Source organism: Arthrobacter sp. SE2, assembly GCF_058244265.1.
On the sequence record NZ_JBZAYA010000004.1, the window covers coordinates 284,880 to 308,711 of the forward strand.

The 23,832-nt window shown below is 62.7% G+C and carries 22 protein-coding genes and 1 pseudogene; 17 read left to right on the forward strand and 6 right to left on the reverse strand.

Annotation, left to right across the window (positions count from 1 at the left end):
• Positions 1–54: 54 nt before the first annotated feature.
• Positions 55–768 carry a GntR family transcriptional regulator gene (locus AC4CS3_RS08135; RefSeq protein WP_490782978.1) on the reverse strand — a complete coding sequence of 238 codons (714 nt, stop codon included), beginning with the start codon at positions 766–768 and terminating at the stop codon, positions 55–57.
• Positions 769–950: 182 nt separating this feature from the next.
• Here AC4CS3_RS08135 and AC4CS3_RS08140 point away from each other — a divergent pair, with 182 nt between their 5' ends.
• The 6 genes from AC4CS3_RS08140 (at position 951) to nagB (ending at position 6,556) form a co-directional block, all read left to right on the forward strand.
• The gene (locus tag AC4CS3_RS08140) at positions 951–2,279 is read left to right on the forward strand and encodes an ABC transporter substrate-binding protein (protein WP_490782979.1); all 1,329 of its coding nucleotides are present in this window, start codon (positions 951–953) and stop codon (positions 2,277–2,279) included.
• An 8-nt stretch (positions 2,280–2,287) separates the two neighbouring features.
• Complete coding sequence (locus tag AC4CS3_RS08145; RefSeq protein WP_490782980.1) at positions 2,288–3,214, forward strand: carbohydrate ABC transporter permease; 927 nt, start codon at positions 2,288–2,290, stop codon at positions 3,212–3,214.
• Positions 3,211–4,056, forward strand: a complete 846-nt coding sequence (locus AC4CS3_RS08150) for a carbohydrate ABC transporter permease (protein ID WP_490782981.1) — start codon at positions 3,211–3,213, stop codon at positions 4,054–4,056. The genes AC4CS3_RS08145 and AC4CS3_RS08150 overlap by 4 nt, the downstream gene beginning before the upstream one ends.
• 101 nt (positions 4,057–4,157) lie before the next feature.
• Positions 4,158–5,048 (forward strand): N-acetylglucosamine kinase, encoded by an 891-nt coding sequence (locus AC4CS3_RS08155; protein WP_490782982.1) that lies wholly within the window; start codon positions 4,158–4,160, stop codon positions 5,046–5,048.
• An 11-nt stretch (positions 5,049–5,059) separates the two neighbouring features.
• Positions 5,060–5,752: an N-acetylmannosamine-6-phosphate 2-epimerase gene (locus AC4CS3_RS08160; RefSeq protein ID WP_490782983.1), complete on the forward strand. Its 693-nt coding sequence runs from the start codon at positions 5,060–5,062 to the stop codon at positions 5,750–5,752.
• Positions 5,753–5,776: 24 nt separating this feature from the next.
• A complete protein-coding gene (gene nagB, locus AC4CS3_RS08165) occupies positions 5,777–6,556 on the forward strand; it encodes a glucosamine-6-phosphate deaminase (RefSeq protein ID WP_490782984.1) in 780 nt (259 codons plus the stop codon).
• 350 nt (positions 6,557–6,906) lie between these two features.
• On the opposite strand, the gene AC4CS3_RS08170 is transcribed toward nagB, so the two are convergent.
• Positions 6,907–7,695, reverse strand: a complete 789-nt coding sequence (locus AC4CS3_RS08170) for an IclR family transcriptional regulator (protein ID WP_490782985.1) — start codon at positions 7,693–7,695, stop codon at positions 6,907–6,909.
• Positions 7,696–8,092: 397 nt separating this feature from the next.
• Between AC4CS3_RS08170 and AC4CS3_RS08175 the strand changes: the two genes are divergently transcribed.
• Genes AC4CS3_RS08175 through AC4CS3_RS08210 form a run of 8 tightly spaced genes read left to right on the forward strand, consistent with a single transcriptional unit; the run spans position 8,093 to position 16,007 of the window.
• Positions 8,093–8,920, forward strand: a complete 828-nt coding sequence (locus AC4CS3_RS08175; protein ID WP_490782986.1) for a substrate-binding periplasmic protein — start codon at positions 8,093–8,095, stop codon at positions 8,918–8,920.
• A gap of 39 nt (positions 8,921–8,959) precedes the next feature.
• On the forward strand, positions 8,960–9,664 hold the full coding sequence (locus tag AC4CS3_RS08180; RefSeq protein ID WP_490782987.1) for an amino acid ABC transporter permease: 705 nt from the start codon (positions 8,960–8,962) through the stop codon (positions 9,662–9,664).
• 20 nt (positions 9,665–9,684) lie between these two features.
• Positions 9,685–10,461: an amino acid ABC transporter ATP-binding protein gene (locus tag AC4CS3_RS08185; protein ID WP_490782988.1), complete on the forward strand. Its 777-nt coding sequence runs from the start codon at positions 9,685–9,687 to the stop codon at positions 10,459–10,461.
• Positions 10,462–10,491: 30 nt separating this feature from the next.
• The gene (locus tag AC4CS3_RS08190; RefSeq protein WP_490782989.1) at positions 10,492–11,733 is read left to right on the forward strand and encodes an alanine racemase; all 1,242 of its coding nucleotides are present in this window, start codon (positions 10,492–10,494) and stop codon (positions 11,731–11,733) included.
• 47 nt (positions 11,734–11,780) lie between these two features.
• The gene (locus AC4CS3_RS08195; protein ID WP_490782990.1) at positions 11,781–12,179 is read left to right on the forward strand and encodes a RidA family protein; all 399 of its coding nucleotides are present in this window, start codon (positions 11,781–11,783) and stop codon (positions 12,177–12,179) included.
• Positions 12,176–13,102: a dihydrodipicolinate synthase family protein gene (locus AC4CS3_RS08200; RefSeq protein WP_490782991.1), complete on the forward strand. Its 927-nt coding sequence runs from the start codon at positions 12,176–12,178 to the stop codon at positions 13,100–13,102. The genes AC4CS3_RS08195 and AC4CS3_RS08200 overlap by 4 nt, the downstream gene beginning before the upstream one ends.
• On the forward strand, positions 13,099–14,724 hold the full coding sequence (locus AC4CS3_RS08205; protein ID WP_490782992.1) for an N-acyl-D-amino-acid deacylase family protein: 1,626 nt from the start codon (positions 13,099–13,101) through the stop codon (positions 14,722–14,724). The genes AC4CS3_RS08200 and AC4CS3_RS08205 overlap by 4 nt, the downstream gene beginning before the upstream one ends.
• Positions 14,725–14,729: 5 nt before the next feature.
• On the forward strand, positions 14,730–16,007 hold the full coding sequence (locus tag AC4CS3_RS08210; protein WP_490783056.1) for an aspartate aminotransferase family protein: 1,278 nt from the start codon (positions 14,730–14,732) through the stop codon (positions 16,005–16,007).
• A gap of 667 nt (positions 16,008–16,674) precedes the next feature.
• Here AC4CS3_RS08210 and AC4CS3_RS08215 read toward each other — a convergent pair.
• From AC4CS3_RS08215 to AC4CS3_RS08230, 4 genes and pseudogenes are all read right to left on the reverse strand, one after another.
• Positions 16,675–17,355, reverse strand: coding sequence for an SDR family NAD(P)-dependent oxidoreductase (locus AC4CS3_RS08215; RefSeq protein WP_490782993.1), 681 nt, complete (start codon positions 17,353–17,355; stop codon positions 16,675–16,677).
• A pseudogene (locus tag AC4CS3_RS08220) lies at positions 17,352–18,357 on the reverse strand (Gfo/Idh/MocA family protein). Before AC4CS3_RS08220 ends, AC4CS3_RS08215 begins: the two are co-directional and overlap by 4 nt.
• Positions 18,358–21,234, reverse strand: a complete 2,877-nt coding sequence (locus AC4CS3_RS08225) for an FAD-binding and (Fe-S)-binding domain-containing protein (protein ID WP_490782994.1) — start codon at positions 21,232–21,234, stop codon at positions 18,358–18,360.
• Positions 21,221–21,574, reverse strand: a complete 354-nt coding sequence (locus tag AC4CS3_RS08230; protein WP_490782995.1) for a hypothetical protein — start codon at positions 21,572–21,574, stop codon at positions 21,221–21,223. Before AC4CS3_RS08230 ends, AC4CS3_RS08225 begins: the two co-directional genes overlap by 14 nt.
• Before the next feature lie 49 nt (positions 21,575–21,623).
• Here AC4CS3_RS08230 and AC4CS3_RS08235 point away from each other — a divergent pair, with 49 nt between their 5' ends.
• From AC4CS3_RS08235 to AC4CS3_RS08245, 3 genes are read left to right on the forward strand one after another with little or no spacing between them, the layout of a single operon-like run.
• Positions 21,624–22,427 (forward strand): IclR family transcriptional regulator, encoded by an 804-nt coding sequence (locus AC4CS3_RS08235; protein WP_490782996.1) that lies wholly within the window; start codon positions 21,624–21,626, stop codon positions 22,425–22,427.
• Positions 22,424–22,573 carry a hypothetical protein gene (locus AC4CS3_RS08240; RefSeq protein WP_490782997.1) on the forward strand — a complete coding sequence of 50 codons (150 nt, stop codon included), beginning with the start codon at positions 22,424–22,426 and terminating at the stop codon, positions 22,571–22,573. Before AC4CS3_RS08235 ends, AC4CS3_RS08240 begins: the two co-directional genes overlap by 4 nt.
• Before the next feature lie 45 nt (positions 22,574–22,618).
• Complete coding sequence (locus AC4CS3_RS08245) at positions 22,619–23,479, forward strand: fumarylacetoacetate hydrolase family protein (protein ID WP_490782998.1); 861 nt, start codon at positions 22,619–22,621, stop codon at positions 23,477–23,479.
• Positions 23,480–23,832: the final 353 nt, after the last annotated feature.

Sequence of the window (23,832 nt, forward strand, 5' to 3'; positions counted from 1 at the left end):
CCGGAACATGCGGGGGCGTTGTGGTCTGGTCGGGAAGCAGGGGGCGCCGGTCCGTCAGCCGGTTCGGCTGACGGTGAGTTTAAAGTCGTATCTGTCGGCGCGATAGAAGCTTTTGGCGTACTCTGCGATCCGTCCTTTCTCGTCGAAGCCCCTCCGGACGACAACAAGTGCGGCTGACCCGGGCGGTACATTCAACAGATCGGCGATCTGGCCCTTGAGGATCTGGGCGCTGATCTGTTGCTCAGCGCGGTCGATGCGCAAGTTGTAGCTGGCAGCGAAGACGCCATACAGGGGGCGCTCGAGATCCTGGTGCAGGAGGCCTGGGTACATGTGTGCGGGGAGCCAGATCTCCTCAAAGCACATGGGGAACCCGTCGGCGAGTCGAAGACGCTCGAGGTGGAGGATGGCGCTTCCGGATTCCAATTCGAGTTTGGCGGCGATTTCGGGCGCGGCCGGTACCTGTTCCACCTGCAGCAGTCGGGTTCCGGGCCGCTGACCCCTTGCAAGCATGTCCTCCGTGAACGAGGTCAGACGGTTGTCCTTCGAGATGCGTTGGGAGGCGACAAAGGTCCCGCGGCCGCGGACCGCGTAGATGCGCCCATCGTTCGCCAGACTCTTGAGCGCCTGACGCACGGTGGAACGGCTGACCTGATAGCGCTCGGCCAGCTCGCGCTCTTGGGGCAGCGGAGCATCAGGCTCGAGCCCCGACATGTTCTGGAGGATCTCCTCACGTACCCACTCGTGCTTGACCCGCATCGGCATCGTCATGGTCGCATACTCCCTTCCTGCTGACGCCCGGCACCGGCAACGACCGGCGGTCCAAGCTTCGAGCGGATTCATCTTCTCAGAATCCATTGACCTACTGAAAAAGCTACTGTTACGATAACACGCAGGTCCAGACCTAGGACTATTTGGTACGAACCAATTGTGCCGCTGATGAGGAGAAGTTAATGACTCGAAAATCACTCCCACGCCACGCCACTGTCGCATCCATTGCCATAGTCGCTGTGGGCATCGCATTGTCCGGATGTGGAGCCTCAGGCTCTTCATCCACCAACGCCAACGGCGTAACCAACCTGAAGATGATCATGGAGCCGGGACCCGAGGCAGACTCGATGTCAAAGCTGGTCGACGCTTTCAACTCCGGGCAGGGCGCCAAGGACAAGATCCACGTAGAGATCGACCAGCTCAGCCGCACAGACACCTTCGCAAAGGAAGCGGCCCTGATGTCCACCCAGTCCTCGGACTACGACATCTACCGCACCACGAGCTACCTGATTGCTCAGCACGCGCCCTATCTGGAACCGCTGACACTGAACGGGGACAATTACTTCAAGGCCCCCCTTGAGTCGCTGCAGGTTGGCGGGAAGCAATACGGGATCCCGCTGGATCCGAGCGTGCACCTTCTTTACTACCGGACCGACCTGATCGACCAGATGCTCAAAGACGCGTCGACATACGAGAAGGTCAGCCAAGACGTGCTCGGCAAGAAGCTCGAGCCGAAGAGCCCGGATCAGTGGACATGGGATGACTACATCGCCTCCGCGGCCTACTTCACGAAGAAGTACAACCCGAACTCGCCCACGGCTTATGGTACGCAGCTGCAGGCCAAGAACCTGCTTTACAACGCGATGGTGTGGGACGACGTCCTCTGGGGCTTGGGCGGGAACTGGCTGAACTCTGCCGGCCAGCCGGACCTGACCAGTACTGCGGCTCAGAATGCGGTCAATGTCTACCGGACCGTGTACACCAAGGGACTTACCGCGGCCGATTCCGACCAGGCTGAATTCCCCGAGACCGAGGCAGCGCTCGGCAGCGGGAACGCCGCGTTCGCCGTCCAGTGGAATGCCGGCTATGACCAGCTCAACGATGCTTCCAAGTCGCCAAAGACCGCGGGAAAGATCGGCATCGCCCCGGTTCCGGGCGGCAAGACCCATGTTCACGCGCTGTCCCTGGGCGTCAATAAGTACGGAAAGCACACGTCCCAGGCGGAAGAGTTCATCAAGTACCTTGACGACCCGGCAACCATGGGCAGCTATGTCGGGGACGGTGGCATCGCCTCCATGCCCAAGGCGCTCTCGACCAAGTCCGATCCGAACACCACCGCACTGAACAAGGCACTCTCAGGCGGGAGCTTCTCGGAGCCTGCACTGCCCAAGGCATTCGACGTCTACACCGCTCTCGCCAACGACCTCTCTGCCGCGTGGGTCGGCCAGGGAGATGTCTCCTCGGCGTTGCAGAAGGCCAACGCGGATCTGGCCAAGCTGGCAGGGAAGTAGATTCGACGATGACGGCTCCTTCTTCCTTGAGCGCCCGCCCGACCATCGAGGGGAGGAAGGGGAGCCGTCGTCGGCGCCCCGCAAACCGGGGTCCGGCGCGGTGGATCCTGAGCGCTCCGCTGCTGGTCTTCCTCGCTGTGCTCGTTGCCTTCCCGATTGTCTACGGGGTCCAGTCCGCCCTGACATCCAAGACGCTGTTGGACCCGACGCCGACATGGGTCGGGCTAGGAAACTTCGGCGCGGTCCTCACCGACGCCGGATTCTGGCACTCCGCACTGTTCACCCTTCTCTACACAGTGGTCGTGACCGGCTTCGAGCTGGCCTTCGGCTTCGGCCTTGCACTGCTGTTCGACAAGGATTTCCCGGGCAAGAAATTCCTGCTCAGCGCGGTCATCCTCCCGATCATGATCGCCCCCGCCTTGATGGGCATCATGTTCCGGCTTCTACTGAACTCCAACATCGGCCTTTTGCCCGGTTTCCTGCATTCGATCGGGGTCGACGTGCCGCTCCTTGGGGCCGGTACGGTGGTACCAATGCTCATGGGCTTGGACGTCCTGCAGTGGACTCCATTCACCTTCCTTCTGTTCCACGCCGCGCTCCAGTCAGTCCCGGGGGAGCTGCACGAGGCTGCACAGCTGGACCGGGCAAACTACCCCAGGTTCGTGATCTCCATCCTTCTTCCCTTCATGGTCCCTACCATCTTCATCGCCGGGTTTCTCCGGGCCATCGACGCCTTCAGGACCTTTGACACCATCAATGTTCTGACCTCCGGCGGCCCTGGCGACAACACTACGACGTTGAGCATTTACATCTACAAGATCCTCTCTGCCGGAAACTTCGGAACCGCTTCCGCCGCCGCCCTGATCGTCGCGTTGATCATGCTTCCGCTGGTGCCTGTCGTGGTCCGGCGCATTACCCGAGGAGCCGTCTCATGAGCCACCCACCTGCCACACCGAAGCGCCGGAACCAGAATGTGTGGTGGCGCAGCGTTGTCATCGGGCTGATCGCTCTCGTGATCAATCTGCCCTTGATCAACGCCCTGATCACGTCATTGAAGACCGACGCTGCCATCGGCCTGTCGCCGTTCTCCTTCGACGGCGGCCTCACTCTGGAGCACTTCACGACGATCCTCGGCGGCTCCGGCTACAACTTCCTTGGGTTCCTGGCCAACTCGGCCCAGATCTCCCTCGGATCGGTGGCCTTGATCATGGTGATTGCGGTGCCCGCGAGCTACGCCATCGTGCGGCTCGGGTTCGGGGGGTCCTGGCTTCTGCAGATCATCACCAGCCTGCGCCTGGTCCCGGCAATGTTCTTCGCCATCCCGTTCTTCCTGATCTTCTCGTCTCTTGGGGCCTACGACACAATCGTCGGCCTGGTCCTTGCGAACGCCTTCATCAACCTCCCTTTGGCATTGCTCATCATCTGCGGCACGCTCAGGGAGCTCCCTGTGGAGATCGAAGAGGCATCCACGATCGACGGTGCGGGTCCCTTCCGAAGCCTGTTCTCGATCGTGCTGCCCCTGCTCGCGCCCGGACTGGTTGCCGTAGGCATCCTGGTGTTCGTCTTCTCCTGGTCTGACTACCTCTTCGCCGTCATTCTCTCGGCCTCGAACGCGGTGCCGGTCACGGTGGGGGCGGCCTTTTTCGTCACCAGCGCCGGGATCGCCTGGGGTAACCTCGCCGCGGTGACGGTCGTGTCCGTGATCATCCCTCTGAGCTTCGCGTTCTTTGCCCAGCGCTACCTGGTGCGAGGTCTCTCGGCCGGGGCCATCAAATAGAAGAGAAGGCAGTGACACCACCGGCTACAGATCATCCAGGACAGCGCAACGGGCCAAACCGGAGAACGATGGCTTTCGACCTCGGGCAAGGAGGGGTCCGCGTGCGGGTGCGCTCAGGTTCAGCACTGGAATGTGAACTCACCGCCCCCGGGTACCGTCCCGGCCAGCCCCTGCACCGGTTCCTGCTCGACCTCGCCGACCAAGCAGCCCGGAGATCCGGCAACTCCCGCTTCGACATCATCGTCGGCGGCCTGACCGGCCTGCACGGGCGTTCGCCCGATCCTTCCCCGTCCGTGCGGCTTCTGGGGGAGCGGTTTGGCACGCAACGGCTGGTCCTGGCCGACGACGCCCTCACCTCCTACCTCGGCGCCCGGGGCGACAAGGAAGGGGCCATCGCCGCCGTCGGTACCGGACTCGTGGCCCTCGGCTTCGGCCCCGAGCGCCGAACAGCCCGAGTCGACGGCGCCGGGGCAATGATCGGAGACGACGGCGCTGGCTGGTGGATCGGCCGCCAAGGGCTCATCGCTGCCTTCAGCGCAGCAGACGGGCGGCGCCCCAGCTCACAAGCCCTGCTCGACGCCGCCATCGAGCAGTTCGGTCCGATCGAGAACCTTCCAGGCGTCGTCGCAGCTGCCGAGTCCCCCATTGCCCTTGTCGCCGGTTTCGCCCCTGCGGTAGCAGAGGCCGCGCGCTTAGGCGATCCCGCCGCACAAGGGATCTGGAACCAAGCCGCGGAGCACATCGCAAGAGCCGTCTCAGCGGCCGCAACACGGGCAGGCCTCGGGCCAAACTGCGAGTACACGCTGCTCGGAGGAATCACGGCCGCAATCGACCTGCTCGAGCCAACGCTTACGCGGCGGTTGCGGGAGGACTTCCCCGAATGCAGCCGCACCTCCCCGGCAGGCACATCCCTGGACGGCGCCGAACAGCTCGCCGAACTCGACTCCCTCGACTCCCTGTTCCCCCTCGCCAGCGAGGCAAGGACACCATGAAAGGAAACCACTTGGACAACGCACACGGACTCCGCGGAGGAGTCATCATCTCCTGCCAAGCCCCCGAAGGCAGCCCCCTCCGCGACCCCCATGTCATGGCCCGCATGGCGCAGGCCGCCGAGAAAGCAGGTGCCGTTGCCATCCGCGCCGAAGGCGCACTCGACATCGCCGCCATCAAGGCCGCCTGCGCACTGCCCATCATCGGCATCCGCAAACACCACTACCCCGACAGCGACGTCTACATCACCGCAACCACCCACGATGTGGACATCGTCGCCGACGCCGGAGCGCAAATTGTAGCGCTCGATGGTACCGGCCGCCCCCGACCCGGCGGCCAGACCCTCGCCGAAGTCATCGCACACGCAAAGCAACGAGGCCTCATTGTCATGGCAGACCTCAGCGACCCGGCTCAAGGGCCGGCGGCCATCGCCTCCGGCGCCGACTTTCTCGCCACCACACTCGTGCCAGAGACCCGCCAAGACGTCCGGGCTCACGGCCCCAACCTGACAGCGCTGGAAATTCTCGCCAAAGCCCATCCCGACCGCCTCGTCATCGGAGAAGGACGCTACGCGACCCCCACCGACGTCGCTGCAGGATTACGAACGGGGGCTGGCGCAATCGTCGTCGGCAGGGCTGCCACTGACACCTACGCCCTCGCCGGCGACCTCGTACGCGCCGCCCAAGCCACCCACGTCCCGAACTGACCTCACTCTAGGAGCTGGCCCACGATGGAGATCATCATCCTCCCCAACGCCGACGCGGTTGCCCGCACGGCCGCCGACATCATCCAAGCCCGCCTCGAAAAGGGCCGCACCGTTCTAGGACTCGCCACAGGATCGACACCCCTCGCCACTTATGAAGAACTGATCCGTCGCCATCGCGACGCCGGCCTCTCGTTCGCCGATGCAGAAGCGTTCACCCTCGACGAGTATCTGGGTCTCCCGCCCAACCACCCCGAGTCATACCGCTCGGTGATACGGCGCGAGTTCACAGACAACGTGGACTTCCACGACACGGCTGTCCACAGCATCGACGGCCAAGCGAGGGACCCCGAGGCCGAAGCCGCCCGCTTCGACACGGCGATCCAGGCTGCGGGCGGCGTCGACATCCAAATCCTGGGCATCGGAACGGACGGCCACATCGGATTCAACGAGCCAATGTCCTCGCTCGCCTCGCGAACCCGGATTAAGACCCTGACCAAGCAGACGCGCCTGGACAACGCGCGCTTTTTCCCGAGCCTCGACGACGTCCCCTACCACGTCCTAACCCAAGGGCTCGCGACAATCTGCGAGGCCCGTCATCTCCTGCTCATCGGCCTTGGCCAAGCGAAGGCCCGCGCCGTCGCCGCAGCCGCCGAGGGCCCCGTCACGGCCGCGTGCCCGGCATCGGCGCTCCAACTCCACCCCCACGCGACCGTCCTCGTCGACACGTCTGCGGCCTCACAGCTCGAGCACACGGACTATTACCAGTACGCCCACGCAAATAAACCTGCCTGGCAGGCCTATTGAGCGACTGAAGCGCAGAACTGAGAATAGGGGCAACCAAGATTGGGCGCTCTCCCAACTCGACAGGTTAGTCGTTGAATAAAGTGGACTGGAAATTACGCACAGCTCTTCCTGCCAGAAGGATGATTGCCGAGGGCATCATCTACCCTTCGGGGCCGGGGTCCCCGGCGGTGATGTCCTTTACCCCGGGCTGGCCAGGCAGGGGAAGCGGGGCCTTGGGCCGAAGCCTGCCACCGGTGAAATCTGGGCTCACACGATGGCTGCTGATCCGGCCCGACGCAGGGAGACCTCCTCCGTTACTGATCCGTCGTGTGGACGGTTGTTCTCGGTGGGTCGTGCTGACCTGTGCCTGATTAGTCGCCGCCGCGCACGAGCGTCGACAGGGTATCCGCATGACTGCGGACCATGGCCGCGACCGCCTGGGTATTTTCAAGGGACGGGTCGGCCTTGAGTCCCGTGACACTCACCGCGGCGTAGGGCTTTCCTGCGGCATCGAGGACGGGAGCTGCGATGCAGGTGATGCCGTCGGCGTCCTCCTCGTCATCCACGGCGTAGCCTCGTTCACGTGTAATTGCCAATTCCTCCACGAACTGGTCGATGTCTGTGATTGTTCGTCTCGTATGTTTCGGCATACCGAGGCGGCTGACGATCTGCCTTGCCTCCGAGTCGCTGAGCATAGACATCAGCGCCTTCCCGACGGCGGAGCAGTGAGGCCACTCGCGCTCACCGAGTCGCAGATCGAGACGGATAGCACCCGGGGCGTACACGCATGCGACGACGAGTCCCCAATCGCCGTCGAGGACGGCAGCCCGAGAGGTCAGACCAGTCGCCTTCATGAGCGACGACAGGACAGGCGTGCTCACGTCAGCGACCGTCGATTGCCGAGTCGCGCTCTGTCCCAGCCGAAAGAGGCCGAGTCCGAGCCGATACATCCGGGAGGCTCCCTCACCGCGGTCGGAAATCAAGCCGTACGCAAGGAGAGTCTGCAACGTCGAATAGACGCTCCCCTTCGACATGCCGACGGTCTGCGCGAGTCTTGTGACTGTGCTGTCTTCGCCGGTTGGGTCTTTTTCAATCGCCTTGAGAAGTTCAATAGATCTAGCAACGCTACGCACGGCGTAGCGGGGGTCGAGACCATCCACTTGCCCTCCTTCGCGCTCTCAGCGGCGCAGTACAACATCTCGCAAATTCTTGTTCAGTCTAGGTGAACAATACCATGGCGCTCATTGCTCAAAACATTCCGACCTGCGGTTGGTCTCGCGCATCCAAAAAAGCTCCGTCACCGACCGGTCAGGGCTCGTCTTCTCTTGAATAATCGTCCTCAAACAGCGCTTATCAAAATGAAACATGCCTGAAATTTTAGGAAGTCTGGTTGACATCTACCACTACTGCCGCGACGATGAGACGCAGAATTACAGAATCGCGTTCAGTAGTACCGAACAACTTCAATGAAGTGCTGAAGGCACAATCCGGCGCACGATGTGTGCTCGGACAGCCATCGGCAGATCGTCAACCGTCAATTCAACGTTTGGAGTGGGTATGAAATCGTCAAAGCGCATTGCACATCTGGTCGCTGCCGCGGCCATCATTGCGAGCTTATCTGCATGCGGCACGGCGGGAGGTGCGGCCGAGGCGCCGTCGGCTAGTGCTACGTTGCCGGCCGGCACGGTCGTGCGAGTCGGTGCCGCTGCCGGGCCGCCCTTCATGATCCTGGACAGCAGCACTGGAGAGTGGACGTCATTCTCGGCCGACCTGGCAAGGAAGTTCGGTGAATACGCCAAGGTCAAGATCGAATTCGTGCCCACCTCCTTCACGACGATGATCGCCGGCCTGCAATCGGACAAATACGACATGGTGCAGCCCATCAACGCTACGGACGCCCGCAAACAAGCTGTCGACTTCTCCGACGGGGTGAGCGCAGCGGGAGCGATGTTCTTCGTCCCGGCAGACTCCAAGTACAAGCAGGTGGCGGACATGAACAATTCGTCGGTGACCATCGCCACGATCACCGGTTCGGCGGAGGAAGCGGCGACGAAGAAGCTCCTGCCAAACGCGACTCTTCGATCGCTGCCAAACGCTTCCGTTGCCACTCTGGCGACAGAGGTGACCTCAGGTCGGGCAAATGTCATGGTGGATTCCAGCTACCTGGCACCAGCCATCAAGAACGAGTTCTCCCTTTCGTCAATTCCGAACTACGGCTCCGCACCGGATGGTATCGATCCGGTGCAGATCGGGTTCGCCGTGCGGAAAGGCGACACGACTCTTCTCAACCTACTCAACAGGTTCATAGCAGCCGAGAAGGCGAACGGTGACCTTACAAACCTGACGAAATCGACACTGACGGTCGCGAATTCGCTGAAGGGTTGATCACGTGATGTACGCGAGTTTCAGTACAGGGAGCGCCGCATGTTGATGACTCAAGTCGGGATGCTGGCCTCATACACATGGGACTGGGCTACTGTCCTGAGCCCACAGTCCCTCGAAATCATGGGGCGGGGTCTTCTCTACACGTTGTTGGTGTCCGTACTCGCACTCGTGTTCGGCAACGTCATCGGGCTTGTTGTCGCATCGGTGCGCATGTCGAATCAGAAGCTGCTATCTGGCCTCGCGTACACCTATATCGAGTTCTTCAGAACGACGCCTGCGCTCGTTCAACTGATCTGGGTCTTCTATGTCGTGCCGATACTTTTCAACATCTCGTTCGGACCGATCGTGGCCGGCGTGATTACCCTGTCGCTGAATGCGGGCGCGTTCCTCGCCGAGATCTTCCGCGGAGGAATCCAATCGGTGCCGAGCGGGCAACGCGACGCCTCATTCGTTCTCGGGCTCTCTCGTCCGACGACGTTCTGGAGCATCGTCTTTCCGCAGGCTGTTCGTTCGATGCTCCCAGCAACAGGAAACGTGTTCGTCAGCCTCGTCAAGGACTCGTCCCTGCTGTCGGTCATCGCTGTTCCTGAACTCACCTATCAAGCGCAGCAGTTGGCGACCTCGACGTTTCGGCCGCTTGAGGTATACACGCTGCTTGCGGTGACCTACTTCATCGTCGCTTTCCCCCTCACACGCGGCATAGGCAGGCTAGAAAAGCAATTGAGAAAGTCGAGTGTTCGATGAGCGGGACGGAAGCGAGAACAGTGATCAACGAATCCGACGCAATCGAGCTGCGACAGGTCACCATGGCGTACGGCAGTCGAACGGTGCTTCAGGACACCACCCTCGAGGTGGCCACAGGAAGTGTCGTCGTACTGATCGGCGCGAGCGGGAGCGGAAAAAGCACCCTGTTGCGCTGCGTTGCGGGCCTCGAACAGATTCAACACGGCGAGATCCTGGTCGAAGGAACAGTGACCCAACGTGGAGGCAGCGGGAAACGTGAAAAGCGCGCGCTTACTCGGTTATCGGCCCACCTTCGCCAAGAAGTGGGAATGGTGTTTCAGCACTTCAACCTGTTTCCTCACATGACGGCACTTCAGAACGTGGTCTTCCCTCAGGTCAAGGCGAAGAACCTCAGCCGGTCCGAAGCCACCGAGAAAGCGAAAGCGCTGCTGAAGACCGTTGGTCTCGGCGACCACGAGAGCGCGTACCCGGCGAACCTGTCCGGTGGACAGCAACAGCGGGTCGCTATTGCACGCGCACTTGCGCTCAATCCACGGATCATGCTTTTCGACGAGGCGACCTCGGCTCTAGACCCCGAGCTAGTCGGTGAGGTGCTGACGGTCATGCGCTCGCTCGCGAAGGAGGGCATGACCATGCTCGTGGTAACTCACGAAATGGGATTCGCTCGAGAAGTCGCCGATCGAGTGATCTTCATGGACGGCGGACGCATCCTGGAAGAGGGCGCGCCGGACGTGATCTTCAACAATCCGACCCAGACTCGCACCAGGGAGTTCTTGGCGCGGCTGCTGGATCACTGAAGCTCAGGTCACTGCAGATTGGACACGAAGATGACGAGCAATACCAGCAGATTCCCCCCGAAGGCCTACCCGTTCGAACCGGCCAGCGCGGGCGACGAACTCCGCCTGAAAGCGTTCTCTACCCCTGTCGCGACGATCACGGGGGGCCTCATGGCGCACAATATCCGTGCGATGGCACAGTGGTGCGCCACCCGGGGCCTCGCCATGTCGCCACACGGCAAGACCACGATGGCGCCAAGCATCTGGAACCAGCAGCTAGCTGCCGGGGCGTGGGCGATCACTGTGGCCAACCCGGCCCAACTCCGTGTAGCGCGGCAAGCCGGGATCCGCCGAGTGATTGTGGCGAACGAGATCATCGATCCCGCTGCGCTGCGCTGGGTGTATGCGCAGCGTACAGCAGACCCGGATTGGCGGGTCATTTGCTGGGTGGACTCAGTGGCGGGAGTGGATGCGATGTCTGCGCAGCACGACGGAAGCGCCCCGCCGATCGATGTCTGCATCGAAGTCGGATCTGTTGGCGGCCGAGGCGGCGTCCGCTCACAGGCCCGGGCCCGCGACGTTGCCGAGGCGGTCATCGCCACACCAGCTGCGCGGCTCGTGGGCGTAGCCGGCTACGAAGGGGTGATCGCTCACGGGGCCGACTCGCACGAACTCGCTGAGGTAAGCCGTTACCTTCGCGAGTTGGTGGAGATCCACCACAGTCTCGTTGACCTTTACGAGAGCACTGAGGTTGTGATCTCCGCCGGCGGAAGTGCCTATTTCGACCGCGTGGCTGCCGAGCTTGCGCCGGAAGCCCTCACCCGCGGAGGGTCCACGACTGTGGTCGTGCTGCGACCGGGGGTATATGTCGTGCACGACGACGGGATATATAAGGAGATCGCACCGCAAACCAGAGGCGAGGGTCCGGACCTCGTCGCCGCCATGCACGTCTGGGGGCGCGTGCTCAGCAGGCCGCAGCCCGATCTGGCCCTACTCGATGTAGGCAGGCGAGACATCTCGTTCGATGAGGGGATGCCCGTTCCTCAGCGCGTGCAGCACGACGGAATTTGGCGACCCGACAGCGCGCTCGTCGGAGCGCACATCTTCGATCTCAACGACCAGCACGCGTATCTGCGGATCGCCCCAGACAGCCCGATCGTCATCGGCGACGTGGTGCGACTTGGGCTATCGCACCCCTGCACCACGTTCGACAAATGGTCGACCATCCCAGTCATCGACGACCCCGACGTCCCGAACCCTCGAGTGACGGAATTCATCGAAACGTGCTTCTGAGCCAGCCCGGCACAGCAGCGATAAGCAACGAGAAACAAGGAGAACGAGTGAGAACTGAAGTCCTTACCAGTGACGCCGCGACGCCGAGTGGAGTATATTCCCAGGGCATCGTGGCCGGGGAATTCCTCTTCGTATCAGGACAAGGCCCCTTCGACTCAACCGGTGCGCTCGTCGGCACAACGTTCGAAGAGCAAGCCACGGCAACCCTCGCGAACATCAGCGCCATCGCGCAAGCCGCTGGTGGTCGAATCGAAGACGCCGTGAAGATCGGCGCCTATCTACGCGACCAGCGAGACTTTCCCATCTGGGATGACGTTTGCTCCCGAACCTTCGCTCGACCGTTTCCCGCTCGCACCACTACCGAATGCAACCTGATCGGATTCGACATCGAGATCGATGCCGTCATCTGGCTGCCTACTTCTAAGGCCGAAGGAATGGATCGATGAGCTCACTCTCGGGCGTACTGCCGGTTATCTCCACACCCTTCACCGAAGCTCTCGAGCTCGATAGGAACGGGCTCAATCGGGAGATCGACTGGCTGCTTGACAACGGCGCCGACGGAGTTGTGGTGGCTATGGTCTCTGAACTGCCGAGGCTGACGCATCGGGAGCGGCTGGAGCTTGGCGAGGCGGTGGTCGGGCGAGTTTCTGGCGGCAAACACACTGTGCTGTCGGTCGGTGCCGAATCTACAGATCAGGCTGTGCGCTACACCCAGCACGCCGTGCGGAGTGGCGCGAGCGCTGTTATGGCGAATCCTCCGCTGACGGTCTCCGCGGGAACCGATCAATTGCGGAACTATTACAAGTCCATCATCGAAGCAGCTGACCAGCTGCCGACCGTGATCCAGGATGCGAGCGGCTACCTCGGGACGCCTATCAGTCTCGACCTGCTGGCCGAACTCTTGGCGGAATACGGGCCCGAACGCGTCATGTTCAAGCCCGAGGCGCAGCCCCTCGGGCCCCGCCTGTCGAAACTTCTCGAGATCACGGGCGGCGAGGCAAGAGTGTTCGAGGGCAGCGGCGGAGTCGCCCTGTTGGAGAGCTTCCGACGCGGAATCGTCGGCACAATGCCTGGCCCCGACCTGATCTGGGCGATCTCGGCATTGTGGCGGGCGCTGAACGTTGGAGATTTCGCGAGGGCCTACGAACTGAACGCCGCGGTGGTGCCCCTGCTGGCGTCGCTGAGCAGCCTAGACTCCTACGTGGCTGTCGAGAAGTACCTTCTGGTCAAGCAGGGGATCATCGATCACGAGTACCGCAGACAACCCGCAGACTTCGACTTCGACGGAATTGCGCAGGTGGAGATGGATCAACTGTTTGATCGTTTGGCCGCTGTTGCAGGTGGTCCGAGAACTCTGGCGAAGCGATGAACGCGATCGTGTTGAGAAGTGGCCTCATCGTCGACGGGACCGGAGGCCAGGAATTCGTCGGCGATGTGGTCGTTCGAGGCGATAGCATCGAAGCGATCGAACCGCCCGGATACCAGGCCTCAGCTGAGGACGAGGAGATCGATTGCCGGGGGCTGGCGGTCATGCCCGGATTCATCGACGCCCATAGTCACGCGGACGGCTCGGTCTTTGACAACCGCGTAGCGTTGGCCCTGCTTCGGGAAGGCGTGACCACGGTGATCGCCGGGCAAGATGGGGTCTCGTACGCTCCAGGCGACGGAACATATGCGTCCGACTATTTCGGCGCATTGAACGGTCCGCACCCCAGTTACCGCGGCTCGACGGTGTCCGACTTGCTCGCGACCTACGACGGTACCTCTGCTGTCAACGTCGGATACCTTGTGCCACACGGCACTGTACGGCACCAGATCATGGGCATGGAGGATCGCCGGGCTACACCGGCCGAACTCGCGATGATGGTCGAGCTGGTGGCCGAGGCGCTTGACGACGGTGCGCTCGGGCTCTCGACCGGCCTCGACTACGTTCCGGGACTGTTCGCGGATGCGACGGAACTGGCTCAATTGACCGTTCCGGTCAAGGTGGCCAACGCGCTGTACGTGACGCACATGCGGGGCGGCTACGAGAAAAATGCGCACGTCGGCATGGATGAAATCCGCGAGATCATCGCAGTGAGCAACGCAAGTGTGCATGTGTCGCACTTTCATGGACCCCAGGATGTGGTCGTGCCGCTTGTCGACCAAGCAATACGAGACGGGATCGATCTGAGCTTCGACAGCTACCCGTACCTGCGAGGTAGTTCCCTGCTGGCCATGCCGATCCTGCCCGCCGATGTGATGGGCAGGGGTAAGGAGGATGTCATCTCGGTGCTGTCAGACCCGGTCAAGCGCCAGGAGATCGCCGAAGCGCAGCGCGAGGCCATCTCGACGAGGGCGGACATGGGCCCACTCTGGGCGGAGCAAACCCTGTTGTCCTACATTGGCAGTCCTGAGATGGCGTGGGCAGAGGGTATGACTGTTCAAGCGGCCGCGGCCCGCGTTGCTCAGGACCCCATGGAGTTCTGCCTTGAACTCTTGGCGTTGTCTCAGCTGGCGGTTGTCGCGATCTTCGAATTCCCGAATGAACGGCCCGTTGAACAGCTGGCGGCGGTCATGCGCCATGACTCACACATGGTCGGCTCGGACGGAATCTACATGGGATCGCGTCCGCATCCGAGGGGCTGGGGGGCATTCGCCAAGACGCTTGCCACTTTTACCCGCGAACGCGGTGACTTCACGTGGGCAGCCGCTAGTCAGCACCTTTCCGCCAACGCTGCCGCCCGGCACGGAATCGGCGACCGAGGACAACTGAAACCCGGATACAAGGCCGATATCGCCCTCGTCAACCCCGCCAAGGTTCAGGACATGGCGGACTACGACGATCCGACCGCTCCCGCAGTCGGCATCGACACTGTTCTGGTAAACGGTGTATGCGTGCTGCGCGATGGTCAGCTGACCGGCGCGCAGGCCGGGCGAGGGATCAGGCGATCCGCGCCGGTGCGGCCCATTCTCTCCGATGTTGGCGAACAAGTAGAAAGCGGCTCCTGATGTTGGTGACGGAATGGCCCCGGTCGATGGAGGCATGGACGCGAACGAAGCGGTCACTCGCCGGTGGGGTTTCGACGGGTTTGCGAGCCCAGGCTCGGCCTCATCCGATCTTCTTCAGCGGCGGCGCCGGCGCGCGCTTGACCGACCTCGACGGAAACAGCTATCTGGACTATGTGCTCGGCTGGGGACCGGACATCATCGGCCACGGCCACCCAGCATTGGTCAAGGCGGTGCAGGAACAGGTCGCACATGGGGCGACCTACGGATCTGGGCACGAGTTCGAGTATCTCGCTGCCGAGGCGGTGCTCGAAGCGTATCCGTGCTTCGACAGGCTCGTCTGGTCCAACTCCGGCTCCGAGGCGGCCCAGATCGCCCTGCGCGTCGCTCGCGGTGCCACCGGGCGACAGAAATTCGTCAAGTTCGCCGGACACTATCACGGATGGACGGATCCGGTTCTGGTCGGCTACAGAAATCGATGTCCGGGGAGGCCCAACGGGGTGGAATCGTTGGGACAGTCGGAAAATGCCAGCCGTGATGCGGTTGTCCTCGAATGGGGCGACCTCGAGGGCTTGCAGGCAGCCCTCGACGGATCGGACATCGCAGCGGTCCTTCTGGAACCGGTGCTATGCAATTCCGGGGTGATCGAGCCACCCGACGGCTTTCTCGAGGGTGCGCGCAGGATTTGCACGGAAACGGGAACCGTCCTTATCTTCGACGAGGTGATCACCGGTTTCCGCGTCGCGTTTGGCGGGGCGGTCGCAAAATACGGCGTCGTGCCCGATCTCGCGGTCCTCGGCAAGGCGATTGCGGGTGGATTGCCGCTGTCCGCTGTGGTCGGCAAGTCCGAGCTGCTCGACCTGACCCAGGGCGGCGTTGTCCATGCAGGCACTTACAACGGAAATCCGATTGTCCTGACCGCCGCCGTGGCAACGCTCAACGTTCTGAAACAGGAGGGAACGTACGAGCGGTTCGAGGTCCTCGGCCAACGCTTGGCATCAGGCCTTCGAAACCAACTTGAGCGCCACGGCGTCGCTGGAGCGACCAATCAGGTTGGCCCGGTTGTGCAGTGTGCTCTCGGCGTAACGGCCATTCGGACATTCTCGGAATTCATGGCGGCCGACATCGGGAACTACGATCTGCTTCTCGTCGAGCTTTTGCGTCGCGGCGTGTTCGCGCTTCCGGGCGGACGCTGGTATCTGTCGACGGAACACACCGAGTTCGACATCGACGCGACGGTGCAGATCTTCGGCGAGGCCGTCGCCGCGATCGAGTGGCAGACTTGAACTGCGTACCCGGCTGTTGGTGACACCCGCACGGCTCCGTCGAGCAGTACATGAAGACGAAGTCCGGACGATGCCCCCACACGGGTGGCACATCCAGCGCCGCCGTATGAGGGGTCATGGCGCGAGAACAGCGGTCTCCACCTATCCACCCAAGAAGTCACTGGCGGGTGCACCTTGGTGCGGCGCTTCCAACCCAGATGGGAAATCAGCGCCGAAGGGATCGGCTTCTTCCAGGCATGGAAGGTCCCAGTGACGCGCTACTAATACCGCGGAGCCCGAATCCCCACGCCATGGACCAATGGCGTGATCATGCTCAGGAATGGGCACGTGCGGTTCGGAGGGCGGACAGCAGTAACCCACCAGTCGAAAATGACTGACAGGGCGCTGGCGTCCGACCCTACGCCTACGTCAGAACGTGGTCCGGGTTGGTCTACGTGGCGTTCTCGATCGATGTCTTTTTCGGGCCCTCGCGGGCTGGCACGGCTCCACGATCAAGACACGGATATGGTCCTGACGACCTTGATGACGGCGCTCTGGCGTCGGGGCAGGCCCGAACGCCGTCCCGGAGAAGGTCCATCACAGTGACGCCGGTTGCCAGTACACCTCACGCAGTTCGCGAGTGGAGAGGGCTACCATGAACTGGGTCCGCTGTCATAAATTCCCTTGGTTAGTAGGTAGCTCGTCCGCCACTGATGTCGTAGACCGCTCCGGTGGAAAAGCTGACTTTGTCCGAGGCAAGCCAGGCGACCAGTTCTGCGACTTCCTCAGGGCGGCCGACCCTTTTCATCGGTATGAGGCCCGTGATGTGCGCGAGGACTTCCGGGGAGGTGTCGTCGTTCATGGGCGTTTCTATGACGGCCGGGGTGACGACGTTGGCCAATATTCCGCTTGTTGCCAGTTCCTTGCCCAGGGATTTGGTCAGGGCGATGACAGCTGCCTTGGATGCGGAGTAGGCCGAAAGGTTCGGGTTGCCGTCCTTGCCGGCCATGCTGGCAAAGTTGACGATCCTGCCCCATCCCTTCGCCCGCATTCCAGGGACGAATGCCCGGCACAGGTTGAACGTTCCGGTGACGTTGACAGCGAACACTTTCCGCCATTCCTGGTCAGAGACTTCCCAGAGGGGCTTGTTCGGGCCGACGATGCCGGCACAGTTGATGAGGATGTCCGCGCTGCCGACCTGGACGGCCGCCGCTGCGACGGCTTCCGGATCCGCGACATCCACGACGATGTCCGCACTGTCTGCCACATCAAGGGTGATGACTCGGACGCCCTCGGCGGTCAGGCGTTCAGCGGCGGCGGCGCCGAGTCCGCTGCACCCGCCGGTAATCACTGCTGTTCTTGACTTCATTTGACTTTCTCGCTTTCGTAGCTGAGCACGATCTGTACTCGAACTTGGTCCATCGCCGCCATGATGGCGACGGTTTCACCTGGCGGCAAGACGTCGCCCTTTGTGACGCCTGCCCGGATCAGCCGTTCGACTTCGCCGGCCTGGTACTGCATTCCCCTGCTCTGGACCGGCTGCTCGAACCGCTCGATGATGTTTCCGTCGACGTCGTATCGGGTGAAGGGTGAGGGCGTGTACCAGGCAGGACCGATGTCGATCCTGCCTGCTGTGCCGATGATGGATGCCCGGTTTGGTCCGGACGTGTCGAGCGCGCAGTGGAGCAGTGCCTGTTTGTCCGTTTTGTACTCGAAGATGATGGCTGTCTGCCGGCCCACCCCGGTGGTAGTCATGCTGGCGGTTGCATGGACGGTGACAGGGGCCCCGAAGAGGATAGATTCCGAGATCCAGCAGTGCCCCTCCGCCCAGGGCGGGGTTGTTGAGGCGGTGGGCAGGATCCTTGGGCAGGTTCTGGTTATGGTCAGCGATCACGGTACGGACGTCGCCGGGGGCTCCTGATCTGATCACCTCGCGGATCCTGACCATGTGGGGGAGATAGCGGGTCCACATTGCCTCCACGGCAACGAGTCCCTTGGACTCTGCGAGCTCTGCAACCTCGCGTGCCTGCGCTGCGTTCATGGCGAACGGTTTCTCAGCAAGGACGTGTTTACCCGCGTTTAGGGCAAGCAGAGCGTGGGCGTAGTGGAAAGTGTGTGGCGTGGAAATGTAGATAACGTCGACGTCCGGATCCGCAACGAGCTGCTCATAGCTCCCGTGGGCTGCCGGGAGGTCGAACTGTGCGGCGAAGGTCCGCGCTGATTCCATGTTCCGAGAGCCGACGGCCTGAACGGTGAACCCGTTCTCAAGCAGGTCCTTGGTTTGCACGCCGGCGATGAATCCTGTGCCCAGGATTCCCCAGCGGGCGGCGGGTGGGGCTGGCCCGGCGTCCATGATGGAGTTGGTCGGCATTTATCTGGTTCCCTTCGGCGTGGCCGTCACAAGGGTGGACGGCCGGGTTGCGTGTTCGAGTACTTCCAACAGGTGGCTGTATTGATGGCCGGTGGCCCGGGTGAGCCCGATTTCGCAGGTCCGGTTGGTCGAGGCGTAGGCGTCAAAGCTTCTGGTGGCGATTGCTTGTGCTTCGCGGGAGGTGGCGGATGCGGTCAGTTCCGGGTGGAGCATGCCTCTGTCGCCGGCGAAGGCACAGCACCCCCAGTCCTCGGGAATGACCACGTCACCGGCGATCCTGGATGCGATGCGTGACAGTGCGTCATTGGTCCCGAGCTGGGTTGAGGAGCATGTCGGGTGCAGTGCCAGTGACGTCAGGGGAGTGGTGACCGAAAGGTTCTGGAGGACGTGCCGGTCTACAAACGCAACAGCGTCCACGATCAGCAGGCCCGGGAAGTCAGTCTTTGCGGAGTCCGTGAGCTTTTGAAGTCCTTCGGTGCAGGATGCTGCGTCGCAAACGATGGGAAGCTCACCGTGCCCGCTGGCCTCCCACAACGCCGGCAGGATGCGTTGGCGCATGACGGACAGGCCGCTGGTGAGGCCTTTGGACTTCCATGGCGTGCCGCAGCACATGCTCGCGATTCCCTCGGGCACCGTGATTTCGATGCCGGCGCGGTCGCAGAGTTTCAGGAACGCTGTGCTGACGCCGGGTGCGTTTTCTGCCGGGCCGAACATGGTGCCAATGCAGGCCGGAAAGTAGACAGCGAGGGGGGCCGCTGCTGACTTCGTCTCGCGGACTGTGCCACCTGCCGGGAGGTCTTTCTCCCAGAGCGGTACGGTCTCGTGGCTGAGCACTCTGCGTGCTGCGCGTGCGGCACCAGTGACCAGTGCCGGGGGAAGTTTCTTGGCCGCGCTCAGGGTAATTCCGCCGAGTTTGGCGGCGGCGTCCCAGTGTTTGGCTGCCTGTGTCCAGCCAGCTTGCTCCATGCCGGTCCGCTGTTCGGCGCGGAGCCTGCGGACCAGGTCGCCGGTGTCGATCAGGACCGGGCACGCCGTCTGACACATGCCGTCCACCGCGCAGGTGTCGATGCCGTCGTACTGGTACTCGGATTCGAGTTCCTTGAGGAGGGCAGTGTCCCCAGAGGTTTTGGCGTCGGCGATTTCCCGGCGCAGAACGATCCGCTGCCGCGGCGTGACAGTGAGGTCCTTGCTGGGGCAGACCGGCTCGCAGTAGCCGCATTCGACGCAGCGGTCGACCTCTTTTTCGACGGTGGGGGTGACTTTAAGGTCTGAAATGTGTGAGGCTGCGTCCTCGTTGAGCAGGACTCCGGGGTTGAGGAGCCCGGTGGGGTCGCACAGTTTCTTAATCTGTTGCATGACATCGTAGAGTTCGGCGCCATACTGGCGCTGAACGAAGGGGGCCATGATCCGTCCGGTTCCGTGCTCGGCTTTCAGTGTGCCGTCGTGGCTGAGGACCAGGTCAACCATCTCCTCGGTAAAGGCAACGTAGCGGTCCACCCCGTCCTTTACGCCGAAGCGTTCGTTGAGGAGGAAGTGGATGTTCCCGTCCTTCGCGTGGCCGAAGATGACGCTGTCCTCGTAGCCGTGCGTGTCAAAGAGTCCGACGAGCTGCTCGCAGGTGTCCAGCAGTGCCGGGACGGGCACGGCGATGTCTTCTAGGAGCGCGGTGGTGCCTGATGGGCGGTTGCCGGCCACGGCTGCGTAGAGCCCTTTGCGGATATGCCAAAGGGCAGCCCGGTCACCGGGGTCCTGGCTCAGGGCTGCGGGGGTCGTCAGCGGAAGCCGATCGAGCAGCGTCCGGCTTCCCTCGACGAGTTCAGTGAGGATCTCTGCGGAATCGGCCTGGTGTTCGACGAGGAAGGCAGCGTGCCGGTCTACACGCAGCGCACGCAGGAGCTCGACGGCTTGGGGGTCGCGTTGTGCGACGCGGAGCGAGGTGGCATCCAGCAGTTCTACAGTGGCGAAGCCGGAGGCGACGAGGCCAGGCAGGGCGCCGGTGGCTCTGGCGAGGGTGTCGAAGACCAGGAGAGCGGTTGAGTGCCGGGACAGGGCCGGAACGGTGCGGAAGGTTGCCTCGGCGATGAACGCGAGTGTGCCTTCGCTTCCCACGATGAGATGGGCGAGGATGTCGACGGCCGTGTCATGGTCGACGAAAGAGTTGAGGCCGTATCCCATCGTGTTCTTGATCGAATACAGTTTCGCGATGGTCCGCATCGAGGCCGGGTTGCCCCGGACGCGGTCGCGAAGCCTGAGGAGCCCGGTGTGCAGGTCCGGTTCGAGGTGACGGAGCCGGGCGTCGGCGTCTTTCTCCGCGGTGTTGATGACTGTGCCGCTGGGCAGGACGATGACGGCTGATTCGAGGGTCCGGTAGGTGTTGAACTCTGTGCCGCAGGCCATGCCGCTGGAGTTGTTGGCGATGACCCCACCGATGGTGCATGCTGCTTCGCTGGCGGGGTCGGGGCCGAGTTTTCGCCCGTACTGGGCGAGGCGGGCGTTGACCTGGCTCACTGAGGCGCCGGGCTGGACGCGGACGCGCAGTCCGCCGTCGAGCACTTCTATGTCCTTGAAGTTTCGGCGGCTGTCCACAAGGACGCCGACAGTGGCGGACTGGCCGCTTAGGCTGGTTCCGCCTGACCTGAAGGTCAGGTGCGTTCCCTGTTCGCTGCTGGCACGCAGCAGCCTCGAGATGTCCGCGATCCCATCGGGGGTGACGACGGCTTGGGGGGTCAGGAGATAGTGCGACGCGTCGTGCGCGTAAGCCAGCCTGTCGGTCGCCCGAGAGCGCAGCTGGCGAGGGGCTGCTGCTTCAAGGGCTGCCAGAAGGTGCGGGTCTACGGATGGCAGGCGTGCCGGGCGAGGCGTGTCAGTGTGATTCACGTGAGACCTCAGGAACGCTGAATCCGCGCAGGAAGTCCAGGTCCGCCCCGGTGTCCGCCTGCATGACGTGGTCGACATAGAGCTTTTCCCAGCTGCGCGTCGGGGCGGGGAAGCCGGCCATCGCGGCCTGGTTAGGCCGGCGTTGGCCGAGTTCGTCCTGGGGGACGTCGATGGACCGGGCCCGGTTCGGCGCATCCAGGATCATGTAGTCGCCGGCGATCGCGATGTGGGGCCGTCCGTCGAACGCGCTGGCCGGGAGTCCGCGTCGCATCCACGCCCGATGGATGTAGGCGTTCCGGTCGGATCCCTCGTACCACTGGGGGCTGCGCTGATCGGCCACACTCTTCTTCTTTCGTTTTATGGAATACCTGTCTAAGATATGGAACATCATGAACAGTATTCCTCAAAATGACAAGCCAGAACAGGGAGCCGACGAACGCCTTGTTGGCTCGGACCGGGTTTTGGCCGTGCTTGTTGAGCTGGCGCGTCATCCGGAAGGCAGCAGCCTCGATGAACTGGCGAAAACTCTTAACAGTGCAAAACCGACAGTCCATCGGGCCCTCGCCTCGCTGCGACGGGCCGGACTCGCCAGCCAGGACGGGCGCGGACACTACTCACTGGGGGACGAGTTCCTGCGGATGGCCTTTGCCCACCACGAAGCCCGGCCGGACCACCTCAGGGTTCAGCCGATCCTGGAACAGCTGTCTGAGAGGTACGGGGAAACCTCGCACTACGCCGTCCTGGACGGTCACGACGTCGTCTACCGGGGCAAGGTGGATCCATCCGTCGGTGCCATGAAGCTCACCTCCACCATCGGGGGGCGCAACCCGGCGCACGCCACAGGAGTCGGGAAAATGCTGCTGGCCCTGCAGCTCCCCGACCTGGAATCAGTACGCACGTGGATCGGAGCCCGCCGTCTCGATCGGCGGACCGAACACACCGCCACCACGGCGGAGGAACTCCACGCGGCCTTGTCACTGGCCCGGGAACGCGGCTACAGCATCGATGACGAGGAAAACGAACCGGGCGTCAATTGTCTGGCGCTGCCGGTCTACCTCTCCTCCCCCAGTGTCCCGACAGGGGCGATCAGCATCAGCGCCCTCGCCTACCGGACACCTCTGCAGACACTCATCGATGACCTCCCGACCATCCGGAAGATCATCGCCGGCCACAGCGAGGACACCGCCTCATGACAACCTTCCTAGCCACCGTAGCCTCGGATGAACGCCACGTCCTCGCCGAAGGTCCCGCCTGGGACGACTCCACCGGACAGGTCCTCCGCGGTCACCCCCGGCAGCCCTGGTATGGCTCAGGGATCACCGCGGCATCCGGCCACTGACACTTCACACATCCACCATCCCCTAGACAGCACAGGAGAACACGCATGTATCTCATGAGACTCGGCGAGGCCGGCTCGGAAAAGCCCGTTGTCCGCATCGATGACACCCACTACGTCGACGTATCCGACGTTGTTCCCGACTTCAACGAGGCCTTCTTCGGCAGCGACGGCATGGCCGGGCTCGCGGAGCTCGTCGCCGAACGGGCAGCCGCCGGCAACGTGACGGCGTTTGATGGCGAGCGGATCGGCTCCCCGATCGCGCGTCCGCACCAGATCCTGTGCATCGGCCTGAATTACAGCGACCACGCGGCCGAAACGGGCCAGGCCGTGCCGGAGGAACCCATCCTCTTCACCAAGTCACCCAACACCCTGATCGGCCCGAACGACGACGTCCGCATCCCCCGCGGATCAACCAAACCCGACTGGGAAGTCGAACTCGGCATCGTGATCGGCAAGCGCACCAGCTACCTCGACAGCATCGAGGACGCCCGCGACGCCATCGCCGGCTTCGTGGTCGTCAACGACGTCAGCGAACGCGCCTTCCAGATCGAGCGCGGCGGCCAATGGTCCAAAGGCAAATCCGCCGAGACCTTCAACCCCGCCGGCCCCTGGCTGGTCACCCCCGACGAGATCGACGACGTCCTGAACCTGGGCATGTGGCTGGACGTCAACGGCGTTCGCCGCCAGGACGGCTCCACCTCCACCATGATTTTCGACCCCTACTTCATCGTCCACTACCTCAGCCAGTTCCTCGTCCTGGAACCGGGCGACCTGATCAACACCGGCACCCCGCCCGGGGTCGGCATGGGATTCAAACCCCAGATCTGGCTGCAGCCCGGCGACGTCATGGAACTCGGCATCGACGGCCTCGGCACCCAGCGCCAGCCCGTGCTGGCACCCCGGTAACACCGATGCGAACTTTCGTATTGACCGGTCCTGGAACGCATATGTGGCCTCGAACGGACCGCCGCAACCCCTTTGGCTGATTTTGACTGGCCTTGTCGTAACTGTTCACTCACGAATGGGATTGGACGCCTCCTTGGACAGAGTGGTGGATATCTATCGGCCCATACCCATGAACGAAGGAGCTGGCATCTCGGTAAGGCGGCTCGCCCCTGGCCGCTACGAGGCTCGGCTGAACGGTGAAGTTCCATCGGGCACGGCAAGGGAAAACTGGGGCGCATCCTTCGATGATCGAAGATGGCGCCGGGGTCTCCTGCGAGTCGACCGTCAGTATGGTGCCGGGCGCGTGCCCCATT

Bases quoted from the DNA above. Each gene is read 5' to 3' on its own strand.
- AC4CS3_RS08135 (WP_490782978.1), bottom strand. From the start codon at position 768: ATGACGATGCCGATGCGGGTCAAGCACGAGTGGGTACGTGAGGAGATC.
- AC4CS3_RS08140 (WP_490782979.1), top strand. From the start codon at position 951: ATGACTCGAAAATCACTCCCACGCCACGCCACTGTCGCATCCATTGCC.
- AC4CS3_RS08145 (WP_490782980.1), top strand. From the start codon at position 2,288: ATGACGGCTCCTTCTTCCTTGAGCGCCCGCCCGACCATCGAGGGGAGG.
- AC4CS3_RS08150 (WP_490782981.1), top strand. From the start codon at position 3,211: ATGAGCCACCCACCTGCCACACCGAAGCGCCGGAACCAGAATGTGTGG.
- nagB (WP_490782984.1), top strand. From the start codon at position 5,777: ATGGAGATCATCATCCTCCCCAACGCCGACGCGGTTGCCCGCACGGCC.
- AC4CS3_RS08175 (WP_490782986.1), top strand. From the start codon at position 8,093: ATGAAATCGTCAAAGCGCATTGCACATCTGGTCGCTGCCGCGGCCATC.
- AC4CS3_RS08180 (WP_490782987.1), top strand. From the start codon at position 8,960: ATGTTGATGACTCAAGTCGGGATGCTGGCCTCATACACATGGGACTGG.
- AC4CS3_RS08190 (WP_490782989.1), top strand. From the start codon at position 10,492: ATGACGAGCAATACCAGCAGATTCCCCCCGAAGGCCTACCCGTTCGAA.
- AC4CS3_RS08200 (WP_490782991.1), top strand. From the start codon at position 12,176: ATGAGCTCACTCTCGGGCGTACTGCCGGTTATCTCCACACCCTTCACC.
- AC4CS3_RS08205 (WP_490782992.1), top strand. From the start codon at position 13,099: ATGAACGCGATCGTGTTGAGAAGTGGCCTCATCGTCGACGGGACCGGA.
- AC4CS3_RS08215 (WP_490782993.1), bottom strand. From the start codon at position 17,355: ATGAAGTCAAGAACAGCAGTGATTACCGGCGGGTGCAGCGGACTCGGC.
- AC4CS3_RS08235 (WP_490782996.1), top strand. From the start codon at position 21,624: ATGAACAGTATTCCTCAAAATGACAAGCCAGAACAGGGAGCCGACGAA.
- AC4CS3_RS08240 (WP_490782997.1), top strand. From the start codon at position 22,424: ATGACAACCTTCCTAGCCACCGTAGCCTCGGATGAACGCCACGTCCTC.
- AC4CS3_RS08245 (WP_490782998.1), top strand. From the start codon at position 22,619: ATGTATCTCATGAGACTCGGCGAGGCCGGCTCGGAAAAGCCCGTTGTC.